This is a genomic window from Sphingomonas sp. Leaf339, assembly GCF_001426195.1.
Classification (GTDB): domain Bacteria; phylum Pseudomonadota; class Alphaproteobacteria; order Sphingomonadales; family Sphingomonadaceae; genus Sphingomonas.
In genome coordinates this window covers 101,811-120,018 of the sequence record NZ_LMRS01000056.1, presented here as the reverse complement: position 1 = coordinate 120,018, position 18,208 = coordinate 101,811, and the positions used below count along the sequence as shown (strand labels likewise).

Below are 18,208 nucleotides of genomic sequence, written 5' to 3'. Positions count from 1 at the left end.
CGTGTGGACGCGGTAGCGGTCATACTGGAGGCACCGGAGAAATTGGCGCTGCGAAAGCTGGCGCTGATGCCGATGGCCGCCGACCATGTCCTCGTCGAAGTCGACTGGAGCGGCATTTCTTCTGGCACCGAGAAGATGCTGTGGACAGGCAGGATGCCGAGCTTCCCGGGTATGGGATACCCGCTGGTGCCAGGATACGAATCGGTAGGCCGGATCATCGATGCCGGGATCGATGCCGGGATCGATGCCAGGTCGCGGATCGGAGAGTGGGTGTTCGTGCCCGGCGCCAATTGCTATCAAGGCGCTCGCGGATTGTTCGGTGGTTCGGCCCGCCATGTCATCCTGCCCGCCGCCCGCGCCATTCCGATCCGCGAATCGCTGGGTCGCGACGGCATCCTGCTGGCACTGGCGGCGACGGCGCATCACGCGATCACGATCGGCGGCGTACCTGATCTGATCGTCGGCCATGGCATACTCGGCCGGTTGATCGCGCGGATCGCCGTTGCTTGTGATGGTAGTATCCCGACCGTCTGGGAAACCAATCCGGATCGCCGTGACGGGGTTGGTTATCAGGTAATTGATCCGGCTGATGATCCGCGTCGGGATTACAGTGTGATCTGCGATGCCAGCGGGGCGTCCGATGTTCTTGATCTCGCTTTCGACCGATTGGCAAAGGGCGGCGAGGTCGTCCTGGCCGGATTTTACGATCGCCTGTCGTTTGCGTTTCCGCCGGCGTTCATGCGCGAGGCGCGGTTACGGATCGCGGCCGAATTCTCGCCGGCCGATATCGCTGCGGTCCTGGCGCTCATCGATACCGGGCTGCTCCATCTGGATGGGCTTATCAGTCATGTCCGTCCTGCAGCGGTGGCGGGCGATGCCTATCCACAAGCCTTCACCGACCCGGTGTGTCTGAAGATGGTCCTCGATTGGAGAGCGATATGAGCATGTTCGACCTCGGCGCGCTCCGCGAGGAAGCGTCGCACGAGCCGGATCCGGTGCCGACGGGGCCGGTCACGAAGGAAACACAGATCATCGCGATCTATGGCAAAGGCGGCAGCGGCAAGTCGTTCGCCCTTGCGAATCTCAGCTACATGATGGCGCAACAGGGCAAGCGCGTGCTGCTGATCGGCTGTGATCCGAAAAGCGATACCACCAGCCTGCTGTTCGGCGGAAAATCGACACCGACGATCATCGAAACCAGTTCGAAAAAGAAGCTGGCTGGCGAAGAGATCGGGATCGAGGACGTCTGCTTCCAGCGCGATGGCGTATTCGCGATGGAATTAGGCGGGCCAGAGGTCGGGCGCGGATGCGGCGGGCGCGGCATCATCCACGGGTTCGAGACGTTGGAGAAGCTGGGGTTCCACGAATGGGGCTTCGATTACGTGCTGCTCGATTTCCTGGGCGATGTGGTGTGCGGCGGCTTCGGCCTGCCAATCGCGCGGGACATGTGCCAGAAGGTGATCGTCGTCGCGTCGAACGACCTGCAATCGCTCTATGTCGCGAACAACGTCTGCAAGGCGGTCGAATATTTCCGCAAGATGGGCGGCAATGTCGGCGTTGCCGGCATGATCCTGAACAAGGACGACGGCACGGGCGAGGCAAACGCGTTCGCCGCCGCTGTCGGTATCCCGGTGCTGACCGCGATCCCGGCGAACGAGGACATCCGCAAGAAATCGGCGAATTACCAGATTATCGGCAAACCCGGTGGGCAATGGGCATCGCTATTCGAGGAACTGGCAGTGAACGTCGCCGAGGCGCCGCCGCTGCGGCCGACGCCGCTCGATCAGGATGGGTTGCTGGGACTGTTCAGCGCGGATGTGACGGGCGCCGACTATACATTGAGGCCGGCGACGCAGGCCGACATGCGCGGTGCGGCCTATGTGACCAAGCCGACGCTGGAAGTCGTGTACGATGCCGTCTGAGGTCGTTCTCGATCCTCCCCGGCAAGACGGGGATCAGTCACTGGCTGGCGGTGCGGCAGCACGGCAGCGCGATGTTCTGATCACGAACGTCCCGCCGGCGTCGAAGGGGGTCGAGGAAGGCGGTTGTGGATCGAAGGACACGCTGCGCGCCGCCGCGATCACCGCTGGCAAGTCTGATGTGCTCGATCGGTATGCAGCGGACTACCCCAAGGGCCCGCACGACCAGCCGCAGTCGATGTGCCCCGCGTTTGGCAGCCTGCGCGTCGGCCTGCGCATGCGGCGCACGGCGACGGTGCTGTCGGGATCGGCATGCTGCGTTTATGGCCTGACCTTCACCTCGCACTTCTATGGCGCGAAACGCAGCGTCGGCTATGTGCCGTTCTCGTCCGAGACGCTCGTCACCGGCAAGCTGTTCGAGGATATCAAGGAGGCGGTCGAGGGGCTGGCCGATCCGGCGCTATACGACACCATCATCGTCACCAATTTGTGCGTGCCGACCGCGTCGGGCGTGCCGCTGCAACTGCTGCCCGACCAGATCAACGGCGTACGCGTGATCGGTATCGATGTGCCAGGTTTCGGCGTGCCGACCCATGCCGAGGCGAAGGACGTGCTGGCCGGAGCGATGCTCGCCTATGCACGGCGGGAGGCAGAAGTCGGTCCGGTCGCGGCGCCCGCCAATCGCGTCGATCGCCCGACCGTAACGCTGCTGGGTGAGATGTTTCCTGCCGATCCGCCGGGTATCGGCCTGATGCTGGAACCGTTGGGCCTTGCCGCCGGGCCGGTCGTGCCAACGCGCGAATGGCGGGAACTGTATCAGGCGCTGGACGGTGCTGTCGTGGGTGCGATCCATCCGTTCTACACCGCCAGCATCCGCGAGTTCGAGGCGGCAGGCCGGTCGGTAGTGGGATCGGCCCCGGTCGGCGCGGACGGTACGGCGGCCTGGCTCGACGCGATCGGCGCGGCATGCGGGATCGCGCAGGACAAGGTCGATGCGGCCAAGAACCGTTTCATCCCCGCCATTCGCGGTGCGCTGGCCGCCCGCCCCATCTCGGGACGTGTCACGGTGTCCGGTTATGAAGGGTCCGAGCTGCTCGTCGCGCGGTTGCTGATCGAGAGCGGCGCCGATGTTCCCTATGTCGGCACGGCTTGCCCACGCACGGTATGGTCCGATCCGGATCGTGCCTGGCTGGAGGCGCATGGTGCCCGCGTCCAGTATCGCGCCAGCCTGGAACAGGACATTGCCGCGGTCGAGGAATTCGGCCCTGATTTGGCGATCGGTACAACGCCCGTCGTTCAATATGCCAAGCAGCGTTCGATCCCGGCGTTATATTTCACCAATCTTATCTCGGCGCGGCCACTGATGGGGCCGGCTGGGGCGGGTAGCCTGGCGATGGTCGTGGGTGCCGCTCTCGCCAACCGGCACCGGTTCGAGCGGATGACCGCGTTCTTCGAGGGGGTGGGCGTGGGCCCGACCGCCGGGCAATGGGAAACGACGCCGGTCGACCGGCCCGAGTTTAAGGCCAAGTTCGCCGCCAAGCGCATCGCCGCCGCCAAGGCGGAAGAAAGCGTGGGCGTATGACCCTGATCATCGATCACGATCGCGCGGGCGGATATTGGGGCGCGGTGTACGCATTCACCGCGATCAAGGGATTGCAGGTCATCATCGATGGCCCGGTGGGGTGCGAGAACCTGCCCGTCACATCGGTGCTGCATTATACCGACGCGTTGCCGCCGCATGAGTTGCCGATAGTCGTCACGGGGCTCGGTGAGCAGGAACTGGGCCGCGACGGGACCGAGGGCGCGATGAGGCGCGCATGGAAAACGCTCGATCCCGATCTGCCGGCCGTGGTCGTCACCGGATCGATCGCCGAGATGATCGGTGGCGGCGTGACGCCGGAGGGCACCAATATCCAGCGGTTCCTGCCGCGCACGATCGACGAGGATCAATGGCAGGCGGGCGACCGGGCGCTGACATGGTTGTGGACGCAGTTCGGGCCGAAGAAAGTACCGGCGGCGCGCGCGCCGAAGGATGGCGGGAAGCCGCGCGTCAACATCATCGGGCCGATGTACGGCACCTTCAACATGCCCTCAGACCTGGCCGAGATACGCCGGTTGATCGAGGGGATCGGTGCCGAGGTCGGGATGGTGTTTCCGCTCGGCAGCCACCTCGCCGATGTGCGCAGACTGGCCGAGGCGCAGGTCAATATCTGCATGTACCGCGAATTCGGGCGCGGACTCTGCGAGGTATTGGAACGGCCGTATCTGCAGGCACCGATCGGGCTGGAATCGACGACGCTGTTCCTGCGCAAGCTGGGCGAGTTGACGGGGCTGGACCCCGAGCCGTTCATCGAGCGCGAGAAGCATACGACGATCAAGCCGCTATGGGATCTGTGGCGGTCGGTCACGCAGGACTTCTTCGGCACCGCCAGTTTCGGGATCGTCGCGACCGACACGTATGCGCGCGGCATCCGTCATTTCCTCGAAGAAGATATGGGGCTGCCCTGTCACTTCGCGGTGTCGCGTTGCGCAGGCACGAAGTCTGACAACCAGACGGTGCGGGACATGATCCGCGACAACCCGCCGCTGGTCCTGTTCGGCAGTTTCAACGAGCGCATGTACATGGCGGAGGCGGCCGGAAGTGCCGGGGGAATGCGCGGTTGCTATATCCCCGCCAGCTTCCCCGGGGCGGTGATACGCCGGCACACGGGGACGCCGTTCATGGGCTATGCCGGCGCGACGTACCTCGTCCAGGAGGTCTGCAACGCGCTGTTCGATGCGCTCTTCCACATCCTTCCGCTCGCGGGGCAACTCGACAAGGCGGAGGCGACGCCGGCGCGGCTGGAGCGCGCGGTGAGCTGGGACGATGCCGCCAAGAGCGAGCTCGACGCGGTCGTCGACCGGGCACCGGTACTGGTGCGCATTTCGATGGCCAAGCGCATTCGCGATGCGGCCGAGCGCGCCGCGCGCCGCGCGGGCGAACACTCTGTCACGATCGAGCGCCTGACGCTCGCGATCACCGAAAGCCGCGGCGCATGACCGCGACCAGCCTTTCCCGCCCCACCGCCGCCCGACCGGGCGGAGCAGGGCGGACCACCAGATCCCCGTGGGCGTCCCGCCTGCGCGGATGCCGCCGGGGAGCGCGTTTCACGCTCCTGTCCTCGTCGGAGCAAACGGAGACGTGAAATGAGCGATTTACGACATACGGACGAAAGGATGGGGCCGGGCACGTATCTGAGCCCTGAAGAGGCCAAGGAATTTCACAAGCTGTTCATCACCAGCTTCCTGATCTTCACAGTGGTCGCGATCGTCGCGCACTTCCTGGTGTGGAACTGGCGGCCCTGGCTCTGACCGGGTCGATCCGGGATTTCGGATACAAGACGAGAAAGGAATCACACCATGTGGAGAATATGGCTGATCTTCGACCCACGCCGTGCGTTGGTCGCGCTGTTCATCTTCCTGTTCGTGCTGGCATTGCTGATACATTTCATCCTGCTGAGCACCGACAAGTTCAACTGGCTGGATGGCCCGCGTACCCCGCCGGTCACGACGGCGATCCCCGCGGCCCCCGCGACCTGAACACGGATCGCGATCACGATCCCGAATGGACGGGGCCGACGCCTGCGTTCGCCACCTCCATTCGGGATCAGGGTATTATCTGAACGACGACCGCCGTGCGATGGCGGCGGGGAGACGTGGGCATGGCGCTGCTGAGCTTTGAGCGAAAATACCGAGTGAGGGGCGGCACGCTGATCGGCGGCGACCTGTTCGATTTCTGGGTCGGGCCTTTCTATGTCGGTTTTTTCGGCGTCATCACCGCGATCACCGCATCGCTGGGCACTGCCCTAATCTTCTATGCCGCGGCACTGGGGCCGACCTGGAACCCGTGGCTCATCAGCATCGCGCCGCCTGACCTCAGTTACGGTCTTGGTCTGGCGCCGCTGCGCGAGGGTGGGTTCTGGCAGATCATCACGGTCTGCGCGATCGCGGCGTTCACGTCGTGGGCACTGCGCGAGGTCGAGATCTGCCGGAAGCTGGGCATGGGATACCACATACCCTTCGCCTATGGCTTCGCGATCTTCGCCTATGTCAGCCTGGTCGTCATCCGGCCTTGGATGCTGGGCGCCTGGGGTTTCGGTTTTCCTTACGGGATATTCAGTCATCTCGATTGGGTGTCGAACACCGGCTACCAATATCTCCATTTCCATTACAACCCGGCGCACATGCTGGCGGTCAGCTTCTTCTTCGTGACCGGGGGGGCGCTCGCCTTCCACGGTGCGCTGGTGCTCTCGTCGGTCAACCCGCCCAAGGGTGAGCCGGTCAAGTCGCCTGAATATGAGGATGCATTCTTCCGCGACACGATCGGTTATTCGGTCGGCACGCTGGGTATCCACCGGCTTGGCCTGTTCCTTGCGCTGTCGGCGGGTTTCTGGAGCGCGATCTGCATCATCATCTCGGGGCCGCTGTGGACACGCGGCTGGCCCGAATGGTGGACGTGGTGGCTCAACCTGCCGATCTGGTCTTGAGGGGGAGACCGACGATGATACGCTATCAGAACATGTTCACCCAGGTGCAGCTGCGCGGACCATTGGAAGCCGGGCCGCCGCTGCCCGCCGGCGCCTTCGCGCGCGGCAACCTCAGCATCTATAACTACTGGGCCGGCAAGCTGGGCGCGGCGCAGATCGGCCCGATCTATCTGGGTACGCTCGGCATTGCCTCGCTAACCTGCGCCTTCCTCAGCTTCGAGATCATCGGGCTGAACATGTGGGCCAGCGTCAATTGGGACCCGGTGCAGTTCGTCCGGCAATTGCCATGGCTGGCGCTAGAGCCGCCGGGACCCGAATGGGGCTTCACGCTGGCGGTGCCATTGGCGCAGGGCGGCTGGTGGCAGATGGCCGGTTTCTTCATGACGAGCGCGCTGATACTGTGGTTGCTGCGCACGTTCCGCCGGGCAAAGGCGCTGGGACTTGGCAATCACGTGCCATGGGCGTTTGCGGCGGGTATTTCGCTGATCCTGACGCTGGGTTTCATCCGGCCGATGCTGATGGGCAGTTGGGCAGAGGCGGTACCGTTCGGTATCTTCCCGCATCTTGACTGGACGGCAGCGTTTTCGATCCGATACGGCAACCTGTTCTATAACCCGTTCCACTGCCTCTCGATCGTGTTCCTGTATGGATCGACGCTGTTGTTCGCGATGCACGGTGCGACGATCCTCGCAGTCGGCCGTTATGGCGGCGAGCGTGAGATCGAGCAGATCACCGATCGCGGCACGGCCGCCGAACGCGCCGCGCTGTTCTGGCGTTGGACGATGGGGTTCAACGCGACGATGGAATCCATCCATCGCTGGGCGTGGTGGTTCGCGGTGCTGTGCCCGCTGACGGGGGCGATCGGCATCCTGTTGACGGGAACGGTCGTCGATAACTGGTATCTGTGGGCAGTGCTGCACGGTTATGCGCCGGATTATCCGAGCACCGGCGTCATCGATCCCGCCACCTTGCCGGGAGCGCCACAATGAGGAGACATTGGAACAGCATCGCCGTCATCGGTGGTGGCACCGCCGGATTATTGCTGCTGGCCGGGTGCGAGCCTGGTGCCAAGAACGTGACGCAGACCGGGTATCGCGGCGCCGGCCTCGCCCAGATCGTTGATCGCAGCAGCCTGGCCAAGGCGGCTGCCATACCGGCCGAACCCTATCCCTTGCCACCCGATGGCGGACCGACAGCCGGCGAAAGCTATGAGAACATCCGGGTACTGAATGCGGTCAGCAAGGAGCGGTTCGACCATCTGATGGCCGAAATGAGCCAGTGGGTCGCGCCAGCGGAGCAGGGATGCGCTTACTGCCACAACCCCGAAAACATGGCGTCCGACGAAAAATACACCAAGGTCGTCGCGCGGCGGATGCTTCAGATGACGCGCACGATCAATTCGCGCTGGGCCAGCCACGTCAAGGACACGGGCGTGACATGCTATACTTGCCACCGCGGCAACCCGGTGCCCGAATATAAGTGGGCGTTGGCCCCGGGTACGCTTAATCCACGTTCGATCCTGGGCAACAAGCGTGGCCAGAATACGCCGGACGCCAACGTCGGCTATGCGTCGCTACCGTCCGATCCGTTCGCCGCCTATTTCGAGGGTAAGGGCAACATCCGCGTCGCGTCGAGCGACGCGTTCCCGTCGTCCAAGCATGTCGTATCCGTGAAGGATGCCGAGAAAAGCTATGGCCTGATGATGCACGTCAGCTCGGCATTGGGCGTCAATTGCACCTATTGCCATAACACCCAATCGTTCCGCGCATGGAACCTCAGCCGCGCACAACGCGGCACGGCCTATTACGGTATCCGCATGGTCCGGAACATCAACGATGAATATCTGACGTCGCTCGCATCGGTGTTCCCGGCTAATCGCAAGGGCCCGCACGGCGATGTGTACAAGGTGAACTGCACCACCTGTCACCAGGGCGTGTCGAAGCCATTGGGTGGCATCAGCATGATCGCGCAGGCGCCTGCACTGAGGGGGCCATCGGTGGAGCCTGCTGGCGCGGCCGCCGGGGCAGCCGTGCCACGCGCGTTCAACCAGCCGGGAGCGATGACGAGCAAGAACGAGCCAGCGCCGATTCCGACACGGCCGTGAGCCAGGTCCGCGCCGCCGCTGCGCGCGGTGCGGATCGATCCGCATGATTGGCAACCATGCCTTGCGCATCTCCCTGTCGGAGGAGATGCACCTTCGCAGACTGCCTCGTTTCGCGGCACCATGCCGGCTGATGCAGATCGTCGCCGTCCTGGGCGAGAAAGATGGTCACGACGCGCGTGCCCATATCGAAAAGCTGGCGGCGGTCGCTCGAACGGTCGAGCCCATCGCCGACAAATATGCCGTAATCGTCAGCGGCGCGATCACGCTGGTCTGGGAACGGCATACCGAATTCGCCACTTACACGCTGTTGCGTAGCGGCGATTTCGACATGCCTTTCGATCCCGGCCATTTCGAACCGTATCTGGCGACGATGCTGGCGGACATGCCAGGCGATATCATACGCGCTACGCAGATCGCGCTGCCGTCGCGCGATATGCCTGATCCCGCACCCGCGACGCGCGATGCGTGGTTTTCGACCGGGTCGATCGTCAACTGCGACGTCGCTGATGGCGCGGCACAAATCGTCTCGGATTTCCGATTGCATGATGACGGCTATGGCCGGTTGCTGATCCTCGACCGCGATCTGGCCGGGGATGAATCAGCACAACTGGTGCTGCGTCTTCAGGAACTGGGCAATTATCGCAACATGGCATTGCTCGGTCTGCCGCTGGCTCAACAACTGACGCCAATGGTGACCGATCTGGAGGCGCGGCTGGCCGAACTGACCGGGGCGGTATCGCAGCGGACGTCGCAGGACGACAAGTTGCTGGACGAGCTCACCTATCTGTCCGCCGAACTGGCGCGTCTGGTCGCCGAGACGCGGTATCGGATGAGTGCGACCAGCGCCTATGCACGACTGAGTATGGATCGCCTTGCTTCGCTCAAGATCGGCGCGGTGCGTGGCTACCAGACGCTAGCCGACTTCACCGAGCGACGGTTGATGCCGGCGGTACGCACATGTGACAGTTTCTCCAATCGCTTGGAGGACCTGTCACAGCGGACGGCGTGGACGAGCGCACTGTTGCGAACCCGTATCGACATCGCATTGGCCAAACAGAACCGAGATTTGCTGACGTCTGTGGATCGGCGGACGCACATGCAGTTGCGGCTTCAGCAGACCGTCGAGGGATTGTCGGTCGTGGCGATCAGTTATTATTTGGTCGCACTGGTGGGTTACGTGCTGGGCGGCATCCCTGGCTTGCCGCACGAACTGGCTATGGCGCTGGCGGCGCCCACCGTCCTTGGCTGCGTGGCGCTGGCCCTGACCAGATTGCGGCGACGGCTGACCGATTAGTCGCGTTTGATCGCCATTGGCTACCTCCCCTGCTCAGAAAGCAGGGGAGCCACCATTCCTACGCCGCCATCTGCCGACGGGCCAACGCGCACTGCGACCAGATTTCGCTCAGCGCCTCGACCAGCCGGTCGATATCGTCGTCGGTGTGGACGGGCGACGGGGTGATGCGCAGGCGCTCGGTGCCCTTGGGCACGGTCGGGTAATTGATCGGCTGCACATAGATGCCGTGGTTCGCCATCAGCCAATCGGAGATCATCTTGGCATGATGCGGGTCGCCGACCATCACCGGGATGATGTGGCTCGGATTGTCGAGGTGCGGGATGCCCATCGCATCGAGCCGGTCGCGGACAATCTTCACCCGGTTCTGATGGCGGACGCGTTCGATCTGGCTTTCCTTCAAGTGCCGGATCGATGCTGCGGCGCCCGCCGCGACCGCAGGTGGCAGCGCGGTCGAGAAGATGAAGCCGCTGGCGAAGCTGCGGACGAAATCGCACAGATTCTTCGATGCGGTGATGTAGCCGCCCATGACCCCGAACGCTTTGCCCAGCGTTCCTTCGATCACATCGATCCGGTGCATCAGCCCTTCACGTTCGGCGACGCCGCCGCCGCGTGGACCATAGAGGCCGACGGCGTGCACCTCATCGATGTAAGTCAACGCGCCATGCCGCTCGCAGACGTCGAGGATCTCGGCGATCGGCGCGATGTCGCCATCCATCGAATACACGCTTTCGAACGCGACCAGCTTGGCGCGACCCGGTTCGACCTCGGACAATAACCGATCGAGATCGGCGACGTCATTGTGCTTCCACTGCCTGCAGGTCGCGCGACTGTGACGGATGCCCTCGATCATCGAAGCGTGATTGAGCGCATCGGACAGCACCACGCAATCCGGCAGCCGCGATGCGAGCGTCGACAGCGCCGCCCAGTTGGATACATAGCCGGAGGTGAAAATCAGCGCGGCTTCCTTGCCATGCAGATCGGCAAGTTCAGCCTCCAGCAGGACATGCTGGTGATTGGTGCCGGAGATGTTGCGCGTGCCACCCGCTCCGGCGCCGCAGCGGTCGAGCGTTTCGTGCATCGCATCCAGCACCTTGGGATGCTGACCCATCCCCAGATAGTCGTTGGAACACCACACGGTGACGTCCGCTACCTGACCATCTTCGGTCCATCGCTTTGCCCGTGGAAACTGGCCGGCCTGGCGTTCGAGTTCGGCAAAGACGCGATAATTGCCCGCTTCACGCAAGTCGTCGAGCTGTTCCGCGAACACCGCGTCGTAGTTCATTGTCCTCTCCCCACGCATTCGATTGGTACGGCCCTTTTGGCCTTATTATTGATTGCCCAGCGAAACATCTTAGCATCACGTAGCGGCAATACCAGAAACAGATGTTCGACGACGCCGAGTATCGCAAGACCGGCGATCAGTGTTGCGGTCGCCGCCGCACCGCTATCCAACGGCGATGATTCGGCCGTCATCCATGCCCAGAGGGCGATGCCGCTGCCGATCAGGATTGACACCGGGAACAGCGGATTGCACCGGCGTTTGCGAAAATAGCTTTTCAGATACGCCAGATGCGCCGGAAACACTTCGTCGCTGAGATTTGGGACGCCCAGGTACAGGTTGAACTTGGCCGACAGTCGCAACACGAACAGCAACAGGAACGTCAGCGGTGCGGCCTGATTGGGCTGGTCCCAGGTGATGGCGAACAACAGGCACGCGGTCGCCGCGATCGCCAATTCATGGTAGATGACGGTGGCGGTCGCGGCTTTGAACCGTGCCCAGCCGACTGCGCCCGCCGGGCATTCGGCGCGGTTCGGGCCGGCGATTTCGCCCATCAAAAAGCTCATCTCGTGCCAGCCCCAGATGACGATCGCGGCAGCAAAGCCGGCATAGGCCGCACCCTCGCTGTCATCCGCCGCTTTCAGCCAAACCAGCACGCTCGCGGCAATCGCGACCAGCCCGGCGAGCGACAGGCTGGTCCGAAAGGTATGCCGCGGACGACTGTCGAGCCAGACGATCGCGGCAGTGCCGATGAACCACATCAGTAGCGCGAAAAGAAGCGGCGGAATGCTCACCAGGCCGGGACCAGCCGGACATTGGCGGGCGCCTCGTTTTGCTTCACCGGGGTGGTGTAGAGCCGCACGAAAGCGATGGCGGCAGCAGCCGTCAAGGCGATGCGCTTGATCCCGCCGACCACGCCACCGCGCTTCTTCGCGGCATCGATGCCGCCGGCGATGCGGCGCATCCGTTCCAGTCCGCGTGCGAAGCGGGGACTATCGGTATCTAGCACCATCGGAAACACCTGGCGCGTGATCGCCGAGCATACCGTGAAGACGCGGGCATCATATTCGGTCGGATCGATGCCCAGCGCCTTATGAAAGGCGGGGCGATTATGATCGCGGACATACATCGTCGCGTAGACGGCAACGAGGAAGAACCGGATCCACCACTTGTTGATGCCACGAAGCAGCGCAGGGTCGTTGCGCATCAGGATGGCGAACGCGTCGCCGTGGCGGAATTCGTCGTTGCACCACAGTTCGAACCAGTCGAAGATCGGGTGGAAGCGTAGCTCAGGATGCGCCGCAAGATGGCGGTAGATCGTGATGTAGCGCGCATAACCGATCTTTTCGGACAGATAGGTCGCATAGAAGATGAATTTCGGCCGGAAATACGTGTATTTCTTGGTGTGGGTCAGAAACCCCAGATCGATACCGATGCCGGCATCTTTGAGCGTATCGTTGATGAAGCCGGCATGACGGCTTTCGTCGCGGCTCATCAGTTTGAACAGCTGGCGGATATCGGGATTGGTCACCCGCTTGGCGATTTCCGCATACAGGATGCAGCCGGAAAATTCGGCGGTCAGCGAGCTGACGAGGAAGTCGATGAATTCCTGACGAAGCCCATCGGGCAGGCTCTCGATCACGCCGTCGAACGCCTGGGTGCGTTTGAAATGCAGCCTATTGGGATCGCTCGCCATCTCGGCGATCAGCGCGTCCCATTCGACGCGGACGGGCGAGACATCGATGCGGTCCATTGCGGCAAAATCGGTGGTGTAGAAACGCGGCGACAGGACGGTGTCCTCGCGCGCGATGGCCAGTGTTTCTGTGTCCGCGTCGGCGCGTTTGACGGGGGTGATCGCGTTCATACCGTGGTCCGATCGCTGAAGCTGACTTCGTATAGTTCGGTCATCTCGAAATGGCCGGCGAATTTGGTCCACAGTCGCTCGATGGTGCTTGCCCGTTCGACCGTGGCGATGCGATCGACGATGCGGCGCTCACCGAAGCCGATGCTGATCGGTGCGCCGTGTACGCGTACTCGGTCGCCCGGACCGATGGCGTAATCGCCGTCGAGGACGACGTGCGCGCACAGGAATTCGTCGCTGTGTTCGATCTCGACCCGGCAGGGCGTGTCGAACGACGTGCGATGTAACGCGATCATGCGGTTGGTGCCCCCAGCAGGGCGGCAAAGGCGGCGCGGTTGCTCGATCCGAACGCGGTCAGCTCGATCGAACGGCCGGTGGCGGTGTCGGTGAGCGACAGCTCGCCATCGTGCCACGATGTCAGCGTGAACGGCGGTGCATCGCCGATGCCGTGTGCGCGCCGTTCACGGGCAAGTCCGCGCATGACGCCGCGGATGAAGCCAGTCTTCTCGCCCGCATGGATTACCGCGGCCGTCCGGCGGGTGTTCACATCCTCAATCACCACGGCTCCGTCGGCCCGGTCGAGGAAGCGAAGCGTTCGCGAGGCAACCGGTGCGATGTGGTTCTCTGCCCGCATTGCGACGGGTGATGCAGCGGCGGGTACATGCGCGATCCGCACGATACTGGTTGCCGCCAGCGCGAACGCCACCAGCCCGCCGGCAATCACCAATGTGCCGCGTGGCAGCATATCAGCGCGGGATGCGGGGGCGCTCATGCCGCCTGCGCCTTGGCGAAGACCGGCATCGATGCATCGTGCAGTTCGACGACCGCCGCGATCCGGCCATCGGGACGGGCGGCAAGACAGGTGCGAGCGACCAGCGTCGCAACCGCCTCGGCACCGGCGACCGACCGTAACATCGGCTGCGGCGCGGCAACCTTCCACGGTCGCGCATGGGGCCATAGCGCGAGATAGCCGAGTGTCGGCGATCCCAGCGGTGCCAGCGAGACGTCGCCGGTGTTGCCGATGCGAAGAGCAAGATCGACCGAGGCTATCATCCCCAAAGGCAGGTTGATGCATTTGGGCACCGCGATGCCGATACGCATCACGACGCGGCGATTGGTCAGCGTGTACATGGTCGTGCGTGCCGATCCCCAGGCCAGCAGATGGAGAAGCGCGACGCCGACGATGCCGAGCGTCGCGGTCATCACGACACCGACATAACCGCCGCTCGACAATGCCATGACAAGCGCCACCGCCGTCAGCGCCGCAAAATATCCCGCGATCAGCCGGGTGTGGAACGCGGTGCGGGCCAGCACGCGCCAGTCGGGTGATCCCTGCCATAGGATGCGCTCGCCGTCGGGCAGCTCACCGGGCAGGCCGGGAATCGGTTCGATCTCGTATTCGGTCACAGGAATGGCTCCTGCCGGGCGGCGTCCGCGTAAAGATAGCCACCACCGAAATAGGCGGCGACGCGCTCTTCCTCGTACAGAGTGATCTGATCGGGTGCGACGAGCCGGGGAACGCCGGCAAACTGCGCACCGTTCAGCGCATCGATCACGACCCGGCGCCGACGACGATCGATCTGCGCCATCATCATGGGCGCCAGCACGCCGTCGGTGCCGATCTGGATGTAACGGACCAGCCGGTCGGCCCGGTCGATCCACAGGTCACTGACCGTCCCCGCCACGACGCCGTCCGCCCCGACCACCGGCCAGCCGTGCAGATCGGAATCCTCGGACGCGATCCAGAAGTCGGCCGCCATGCTGATCGGAACGATGCGGGGATGTCCCTCCATATCCAGATCAGGACGCTTGGCGCGCTCGACCCAGGCGGCCGGGCCGATGCCATCGACCAGCGGATCGCCAGTCGGCGCATAGGGCGCGCCGGCGAAGCGATCGGTACGGCGCGCGGCGATATCGACCGGCTCGCGTCCCTTGGTCGGGGCGGTGACGATACCGTGGCCGAACGGGAGGAGGAACGATTTGGTTGACGCGGTATGCATGGCGCCGCCGAAGCTCTCGATCCGGCCGGATACCTCGTCCTCCAGCGGATAGCCCTCTCGCCGGTCTTCGCGACGGAGGTAGAACACGAGCACGATGAAGAAGAGGACGAAGGCCCAGAAGACCAGCATCGCGACATCAAGGCCGGGGGTGAGCGTGGGATGCATGGCGGTCCCTTTCAGATCGGAAATTCGCTGAGGCCGAAGCGGTTGGACGGTGGGTCGGTGCGGACGTCCGCATCGGCGCGAACGAGCGGCCCGAGCGCGATGAGCGTGCCGAGCAGCAACAGGATTTCGATGCTATAAACGACCGCGTAGCCGGTCGCCGGCCCGGCAAGCGTCGAGCCGAGCCGATGTGCGACCGCTGCTGCCGACACCGCATCACGCGTCAGCGCACCGACCGCGATGGCAAGACCGGCCGCCGTCGCCTGCACCGCACCCCAGGCGCCGAGTGCAAGGCCGGTGCGGCCTCCCTCCGGATCGGCGATCGCCATCGCCGCGGTCAACGTACCGACCGAAAACAACCCTCCGCCGACGCCGATGAAGGTCGCACCGACGGCCAGCAAAGCAGGTGCCTGCAACGGGCCGGCGAAGATCACGCACAGGAACGCGCCGATACCCGCAACGCCGCCGAAACCGGCCAGCCGATGCGGATCGGCCCCGGCGGCCAGCTGGCGCGCGGCATAGGTGAAGCCGGCCAGCATCCCCGCAGCCCACAACGCGGTGAGCGAGGTCGTTTCGCCGACCGACAGGCCAAGGATCTGGCCGCCATAGGGTTCGAGCAGCACGTCCTGCATGCTGAACGCCGCCGCGCCCAGCCCGACCGCGACCAGCAAGCGCATCGTTCGGGGGCGGGCGATGAAGATGGCCCAGACGTCGCGGAAAGCCGGATGAGGGGCATCGACCGCGGTGGCGCTGCGGTTGCGGGCTTCCTGTTTCCACAGCGCGACGATGTTCAGCACCATCGTCAGCACTGCCGCGCCCTGAACGATCTGAACCAGCTTGGTAGGGGTGAAGTCGGCAAGCGCACGGCCGATAATGATCGCGCTGACCAGCATGCCGATCAACAGCATGACATAGAGCAGGGCAACAACGCGGGGTCGCGACTGTTCCGTTGCCAGATCGGTGGCAAGCGCCAGGCCGGCGGTCTGCGTCGTGTGCATCCCCGCACCGACGAGCAGAAATGCGATCCCGGCGCCGATATGGCCGACGATCGCCGGTCCGTCGCCTTGCCCGGTCATCACCAGCAGCGCGAACGGCAGCAGGGCGAGGCCGCCGAACTGCATCAGGGTGCCGAACCAAATATACGGCACCCGCTTCCACCCCAGAACCGAGCGATGGGTGTCGGACCGGAACCCGATCAGCGCGCGTAGCGGCGCGAACAGCAGCGGCAGAGAAACCATTGCGGCAACGATCGATGCCGACATACCCAGCTCGACGATCATCACGCGGTTCAGCGTGCCGGTGAGCAACACGGCCGCCATTCCGACGGACACCTGGAACAGCGACAGGCGCAGCAACCGTCCGAGCGGCAATTCCTCTGTCGCCGCGTCGGCAAACGGCAGGAACCGCGTGCCGATCCGGTTCCAGAACGCACCACTGCGCAAGGTCGCGACCCGAATCATCGCGGCAGCAATTCCAGCGCGTGGCTGGTGTAGAAACCACTGGCGATGCGTTCGCCGCGACCGATGCGAGCGCTCGGCACCGCGCCGGCGATCAGCGTGCGCAGCAATCGCTCGCGGACCGGCTCGATCGCAGGTGCGCGGTCGGCGCGAGGGAACAGCTTGCCGATCGCGTGCATGACGACCAATGGCCGCGTCGATGGCGCGAATGTGAGCAGCACAGAGCTGCGGGTTCGCTCGGCGAGGCCGGCAACGACATCAACAATATCAAACGCGCCATAATGGATCAGCGAGTCCATCGCGACGACGTGATCGAATCGACCAAGCGCAGGATCGAGCATGTCGCCGACGCGCCAGTCGATGCCAAGGCCGGCAGACGCGCGTTCGCGCGCCACGCCGACCAGGCTGCCGGCGACATCGATCGCGACGACCTGAGCGCCGCGCCGCGCCGCCTCGACCGCCAGCGCGCCAGTGCCGCAACCGGCATCGAGGAGGCGCAGGCCGGTCATGTCGGCGGGCAACCACGACAACAACGTGTCGCGCATCCGGTCGCGGCCGGCGCGGACAGTGGCGCGGATGCCGCTGACGGGCGCATCAGACGTCAGCCGTTCCCACGTCTTCGACGCGGTGCGATCGAAATATGTCTCCAACCGGGTGCGGCGGTCATCGTAGCTGGTCGAGGGAAACGCCGTCGCCATCACTCGAAGCCCAGGAATTCGAAGATGTCGCGATCCTTCATCGGCTCGCAGTCGAGCGCATCGCAACCCGCCCACATCTGTGCGGCCAGGCGCTTATATTCTTCGCATACCGCGGCGACTTCGGGTGTCTGTTCCATCTCGAACAGCGTGCACTTCTTCAGACGCGACCGGCGGATCGCGTCGAGATCGGGGAAATGCGCCAGCCGCTTCAGGCCGGTCGCTTCGTTGAACCGGTCGATCTCGTCGGTCGCCGCCGAGCGATTGGCGATGACGCCGGCCATGCGGACGTCATAATTCTTCGACTTCGCCTTGATGGCCGCGACGATGCGGTTCATCGCGAAGATGCTGTCGAAATCGTTCGATGCGACGACCACTGCACGCTCGGCATGCTGCAGCGGTGCCGCAAAGCCGCCGCACACTACGTCGCCCAGCACGTCGAACAGGACGACGTCGGTTTCCTCGAGCAGGTGATGCTGCTTGAGCAACTTCACGGTCTGGCCGACGACATATCCACCGCAGCCAGTGCCGGCCGGTGGGCCGCCCGCCTCCACGCACATCACGCCGTTGAAGCCTTCGAACATGTAATCTTCGGGTCGCAATTCCTCGCTGTGGAATTCCACCGTTTCCAGCACGTCGATGACGGTCGGCATCAGCTTTTTGGTCAGCGTGAACGTGCTGTCGTGCTTGGGGTCGCAGCCGATCTGCAATACCCGCTTGCCGAGCAGCGAGAAGGCGGCGCTGAGGTTGGATGAGGTCGTCGACTTGCCGATCCCGCCCTTACCATAGACGGCGAAGACCTTGGCCGTACCGATACGATCGGCGGGATCGAGTGCGACCTGCATCGATCCCTCGCCGTCGAGGGTCAGTCGGTCACGGGTGCGGATCGGGGGATCGAACAGGGCCATCAG

20 protein-coding genes are annotated in these 18,208 nt (G+C 64.0%); 10 read left to right on the top strand and 10 right to left on the bottom strand.

Going from position 1 to position 18,208, the window contains the following annotated elements:
* Positions 1-3 precede the first annotated feature (3 nt).
* The 10 genes from bchC (at position 4) to ASG67_RS16005 (ending at position 9,843) form a co-directional block, all read left to right on the top strand.
* Positions 4-942 (top strand): chlorophyll synthesis pathway protein BchC, encoded by a 939-nt coding sequence (gene bchC, locus ASG67_RS16045; protein WP_200940816.1) that lies wholly within the window; start codon positions 4-6, stop codon positions 940-942.
* Positions 939-1,922 (top strand): chlorophyllide a reductase iron protein subunit X, encoded by a 984-nt coding sequence (locus ASG67_RS16040; protein ID WP_056532188.1) that lies wholly within the window; start codon positions 939-941, stop codon positions 1,920-1,922. The genes bchC and ASG67_RS16040 overlap by 4 nt, the downstream gene beginning before the upstream one ends.
* Positions 1,912-3,501, top strand: coding sequence for a chlorophyllide a reductase subunit Y (gene bchY / locus ASG67_RS16035; RefSeq protein WP_268796297.1), 1,590 nt, complete (start codon positions 1,912-1,914; stop codon positions 3,499-3,501). The genes ASG67_RS16040 and bchY overlap by 11 nt, the downstream gene beginning before the upstream one ends.
* On the top strand, positions 3,498-4,958 hold the full coding sequence (gene bchZ / locus ASG67_RS16030) for a chlorophyllide a reductase subunit Z (RefSeq protein ID WP_056532186.1): 1,461 nt from the start codon (positions 3,498-3,500) through the stop codon (positions 4,956-4,958). The genes bchY and bchZ overlap by 4 nt, the downstream gene beginning before the upstream one ends.
* 177 nt (positions 4,959-5,135) lie before the next feature.
* Positions 5,136-5,270, top strand: a complete 135-nt coding sequence (gene pufB / locus ASG67_RS18540; RefSeq protein WP_321163548.1) for a light-harvesting antenna LH1, beta subunit — start codon at positions 5,136-5,138, stop codon at positions 5,268-5,270.
* Positions 5,271-5,318: 48 nt separating this feature from the next.
* On the top strand, positions 5,319-5,498 hold the full coding sequence (gene pufA / locus ASG67_RS16025; RefSeq protein WP_056532184.1) for a light-harvesting antenna LH1, alpha subunit: 180 nt from the start codon (positions 5,319-5,321) through the stop codon (positions 5,496-5,498).
* Between the two features lie 122 nt (positions 5,499-5,620).
* Positions 5,621-6,445 (top strand): photosynthetic reaction center subunit L, encoded by an 825-nt coding sequence (gene pufL, locus ASG67_RS16020; RefSeq protein WP_056532182.1) that lies wholly within the window; start codon positions 5,621-5,623, stop codon positions 6,443-6,445.
* A 14-nt stretch (positions 6,446-6,459) separates the two neighbouring features.
* Positions 6,460-7,434, top strand: a complete 975-nt coding sequence (pufM, locus tag ASG67_RS16015; protein WP_056532179.1) for a photosynthetic reaction center subunit M — start codon at positions 6,460-6,462, stop codon at positions 7,432-7,434.
* Positions 7,431-8,549 (top strand): photosynthetic reaction center cytochrome PufC, encoded by a 1,119-nt coding sequence (gene pufC, locus ASG67_RS16010; RefSeq protein ID WP_056532177.1) that lies wholly within the window; start codon positions 7,431-7,433, stop codon positions 8,547-8,549. Before pufM ends, pufC begins: the two co-directional genes overlap by 4 nt.
* A 43-nt stretch (positions 8,550-8,592) precedes the next feature.
* Positions 8,593-9,843 carry a DUF3422 domain-containing protein gene (locus ASG67_RS16005; protein ID WP_056532175.1) on the top strand — a complete coding sequence of 417 codons (1,251 nt, stop codon included), beginning with the start codon at positions 8,593-8,595 and terminating at the stop codon, positions 9,841-9,843.
* 58 nt (positions 9,844-9,901) lie between these two features.
* On the opposite strand, the gene hemA is transcribed toward ASG67_RS16005, so the two are convergent.
* Genes hemA through bchL form a run of 10 tightly spaced genes read right to left on the bottom strand, consistent with a single transcriptional unit; the run spans position 9,902 to position 18,205 of the window.
* Positions 9,902-11,125 carry a 5-aminolevulinate synthase gene (hemA, locus tag ASG67_RS16000; RefSeq protein WP_056532173.1) on the bottom strand — a complete coding sequence of 408 codons (1,224 nt, stop codon included), beginning with the start codon at positions 11,123-11,125 and terminating at the stop codon, positions 9,902-9,904.
* Positions 11,122-11,916: a putative photosynthetic complex assembly protein PuhE gene (gene puhE / locus ASG67_RS15995; RefSeq protein WP_056532171.1), complete on the bottom strand. Its 795-nt coding sequence runs from the start codon at positions 11,914-11,916 to the stop codon at positions 11,122-11,124. Before puhE ends, hemA begins: the two co-directional genes overlap by 4 nt.
* Positions 11,913-12,986, bottom strand: coding sequence for a magnesium-protoporphyrin IX monomethyl ester (oxidative) cyclase (gene acsF, locus ASG67_RS15990; RefSeq protein WP_056532169.1), 1,074 nt, complete (start codon positions 12,984-12,986; stop codon positions 11,913-11,915). Before acsF ends, puhE begins: the two co-directional genes overlap by 4 nt.
* Complete coding sequence (locus ASG67_RS15985; RefSeq protein ID WP_056532167.1) at positions 12,983-13,279, bottom strand: hypothetical protein; 297 nt, start codon at positions 13,277-13,279, stop codon at positions 12,983-12,985. Before ASG67_RS15985 ends, acsF begins: the two co-directional genes overlap by 4 nt.
* A complete protein-coding gene (puhC, locus tag ASG67_RS15980; protein WP_056532165.1) occupies positions 13,276-13,755 on the bottom strand; it encodes a photosynthetic complex assembly protein PuhC in 480 nt (159 codons plus the stop codon). The genes ASG67_RS15985 and puhC overlap by 4 nt, the downstream gene beginning before the upstream one ends.
* Positions 13,752-14,390 (bottom strand): photosynthetic complex putative assembly protein PuhB, encoded by a 639-nt coding sequence (puhB, locus tag ASG67_RS15975; protein WP_056532163.1) that lies wholly within the window; start codon positions 14,388-14,390, stop codon positions 13,752-13,754. Before puhB ends, puhC begins: the two co-directional genes overlap by 4 nt.
* Entirely contained in the window at positions 14,387-15,148 is a 762-nt protein-coding gene (gene puhA / locus ASG67_RS15970) for a photosynthetic reaction center subunit H (protein ID WP_056532160.1), read from the bottom strand. The genes puhB and puhA overlap by 4 nt, the downstream gene beginning before the upstream one ends.
* Before the next feature lie 11 nt (positions 15,149-15,159).
* Positions 15,160-16,605, bottom strand: coding sequence for a BCD family MFS transporter (locus ASG67_RS15965; protein WP_056532158.1), 1,446 nt, complete (start codon positions 16,603-16,605; stop codon positions 15,160-15,162).
* On the bottom strand, positions 16,602-17,300 hold the full coding sequence (gene bchM, locus ASG67_RS15960; RefSeq protein WP_056532156.1) for a magnesium protoporphyrin IX methyltransferase: 699 nt from the start codon (positions 17,298-17,300) through the stop codon (positions 16,602-16,604). The genes ASG67_RS15965 and bchM overlap by 4 nt, the downstream gene beginning before the upstream one ends.
* Entirely contained in the window at positions 17,300-18,205 is a 906-nt protein-coding gene (bchL, locus tag ASG67_RS15955) for a ferredoxin:protochlorophyllide reductase (ATP-dependent) iron-sulfur ATP-binding protein (RefSeq protein ID WP_056532154.1), read from the bottom strand. Before bchL ends, bchM begins: the two co-directional genes overlap by 1 nt.
* Positions 18,206-18,208 lie beyond the last annotated feature (3 nt).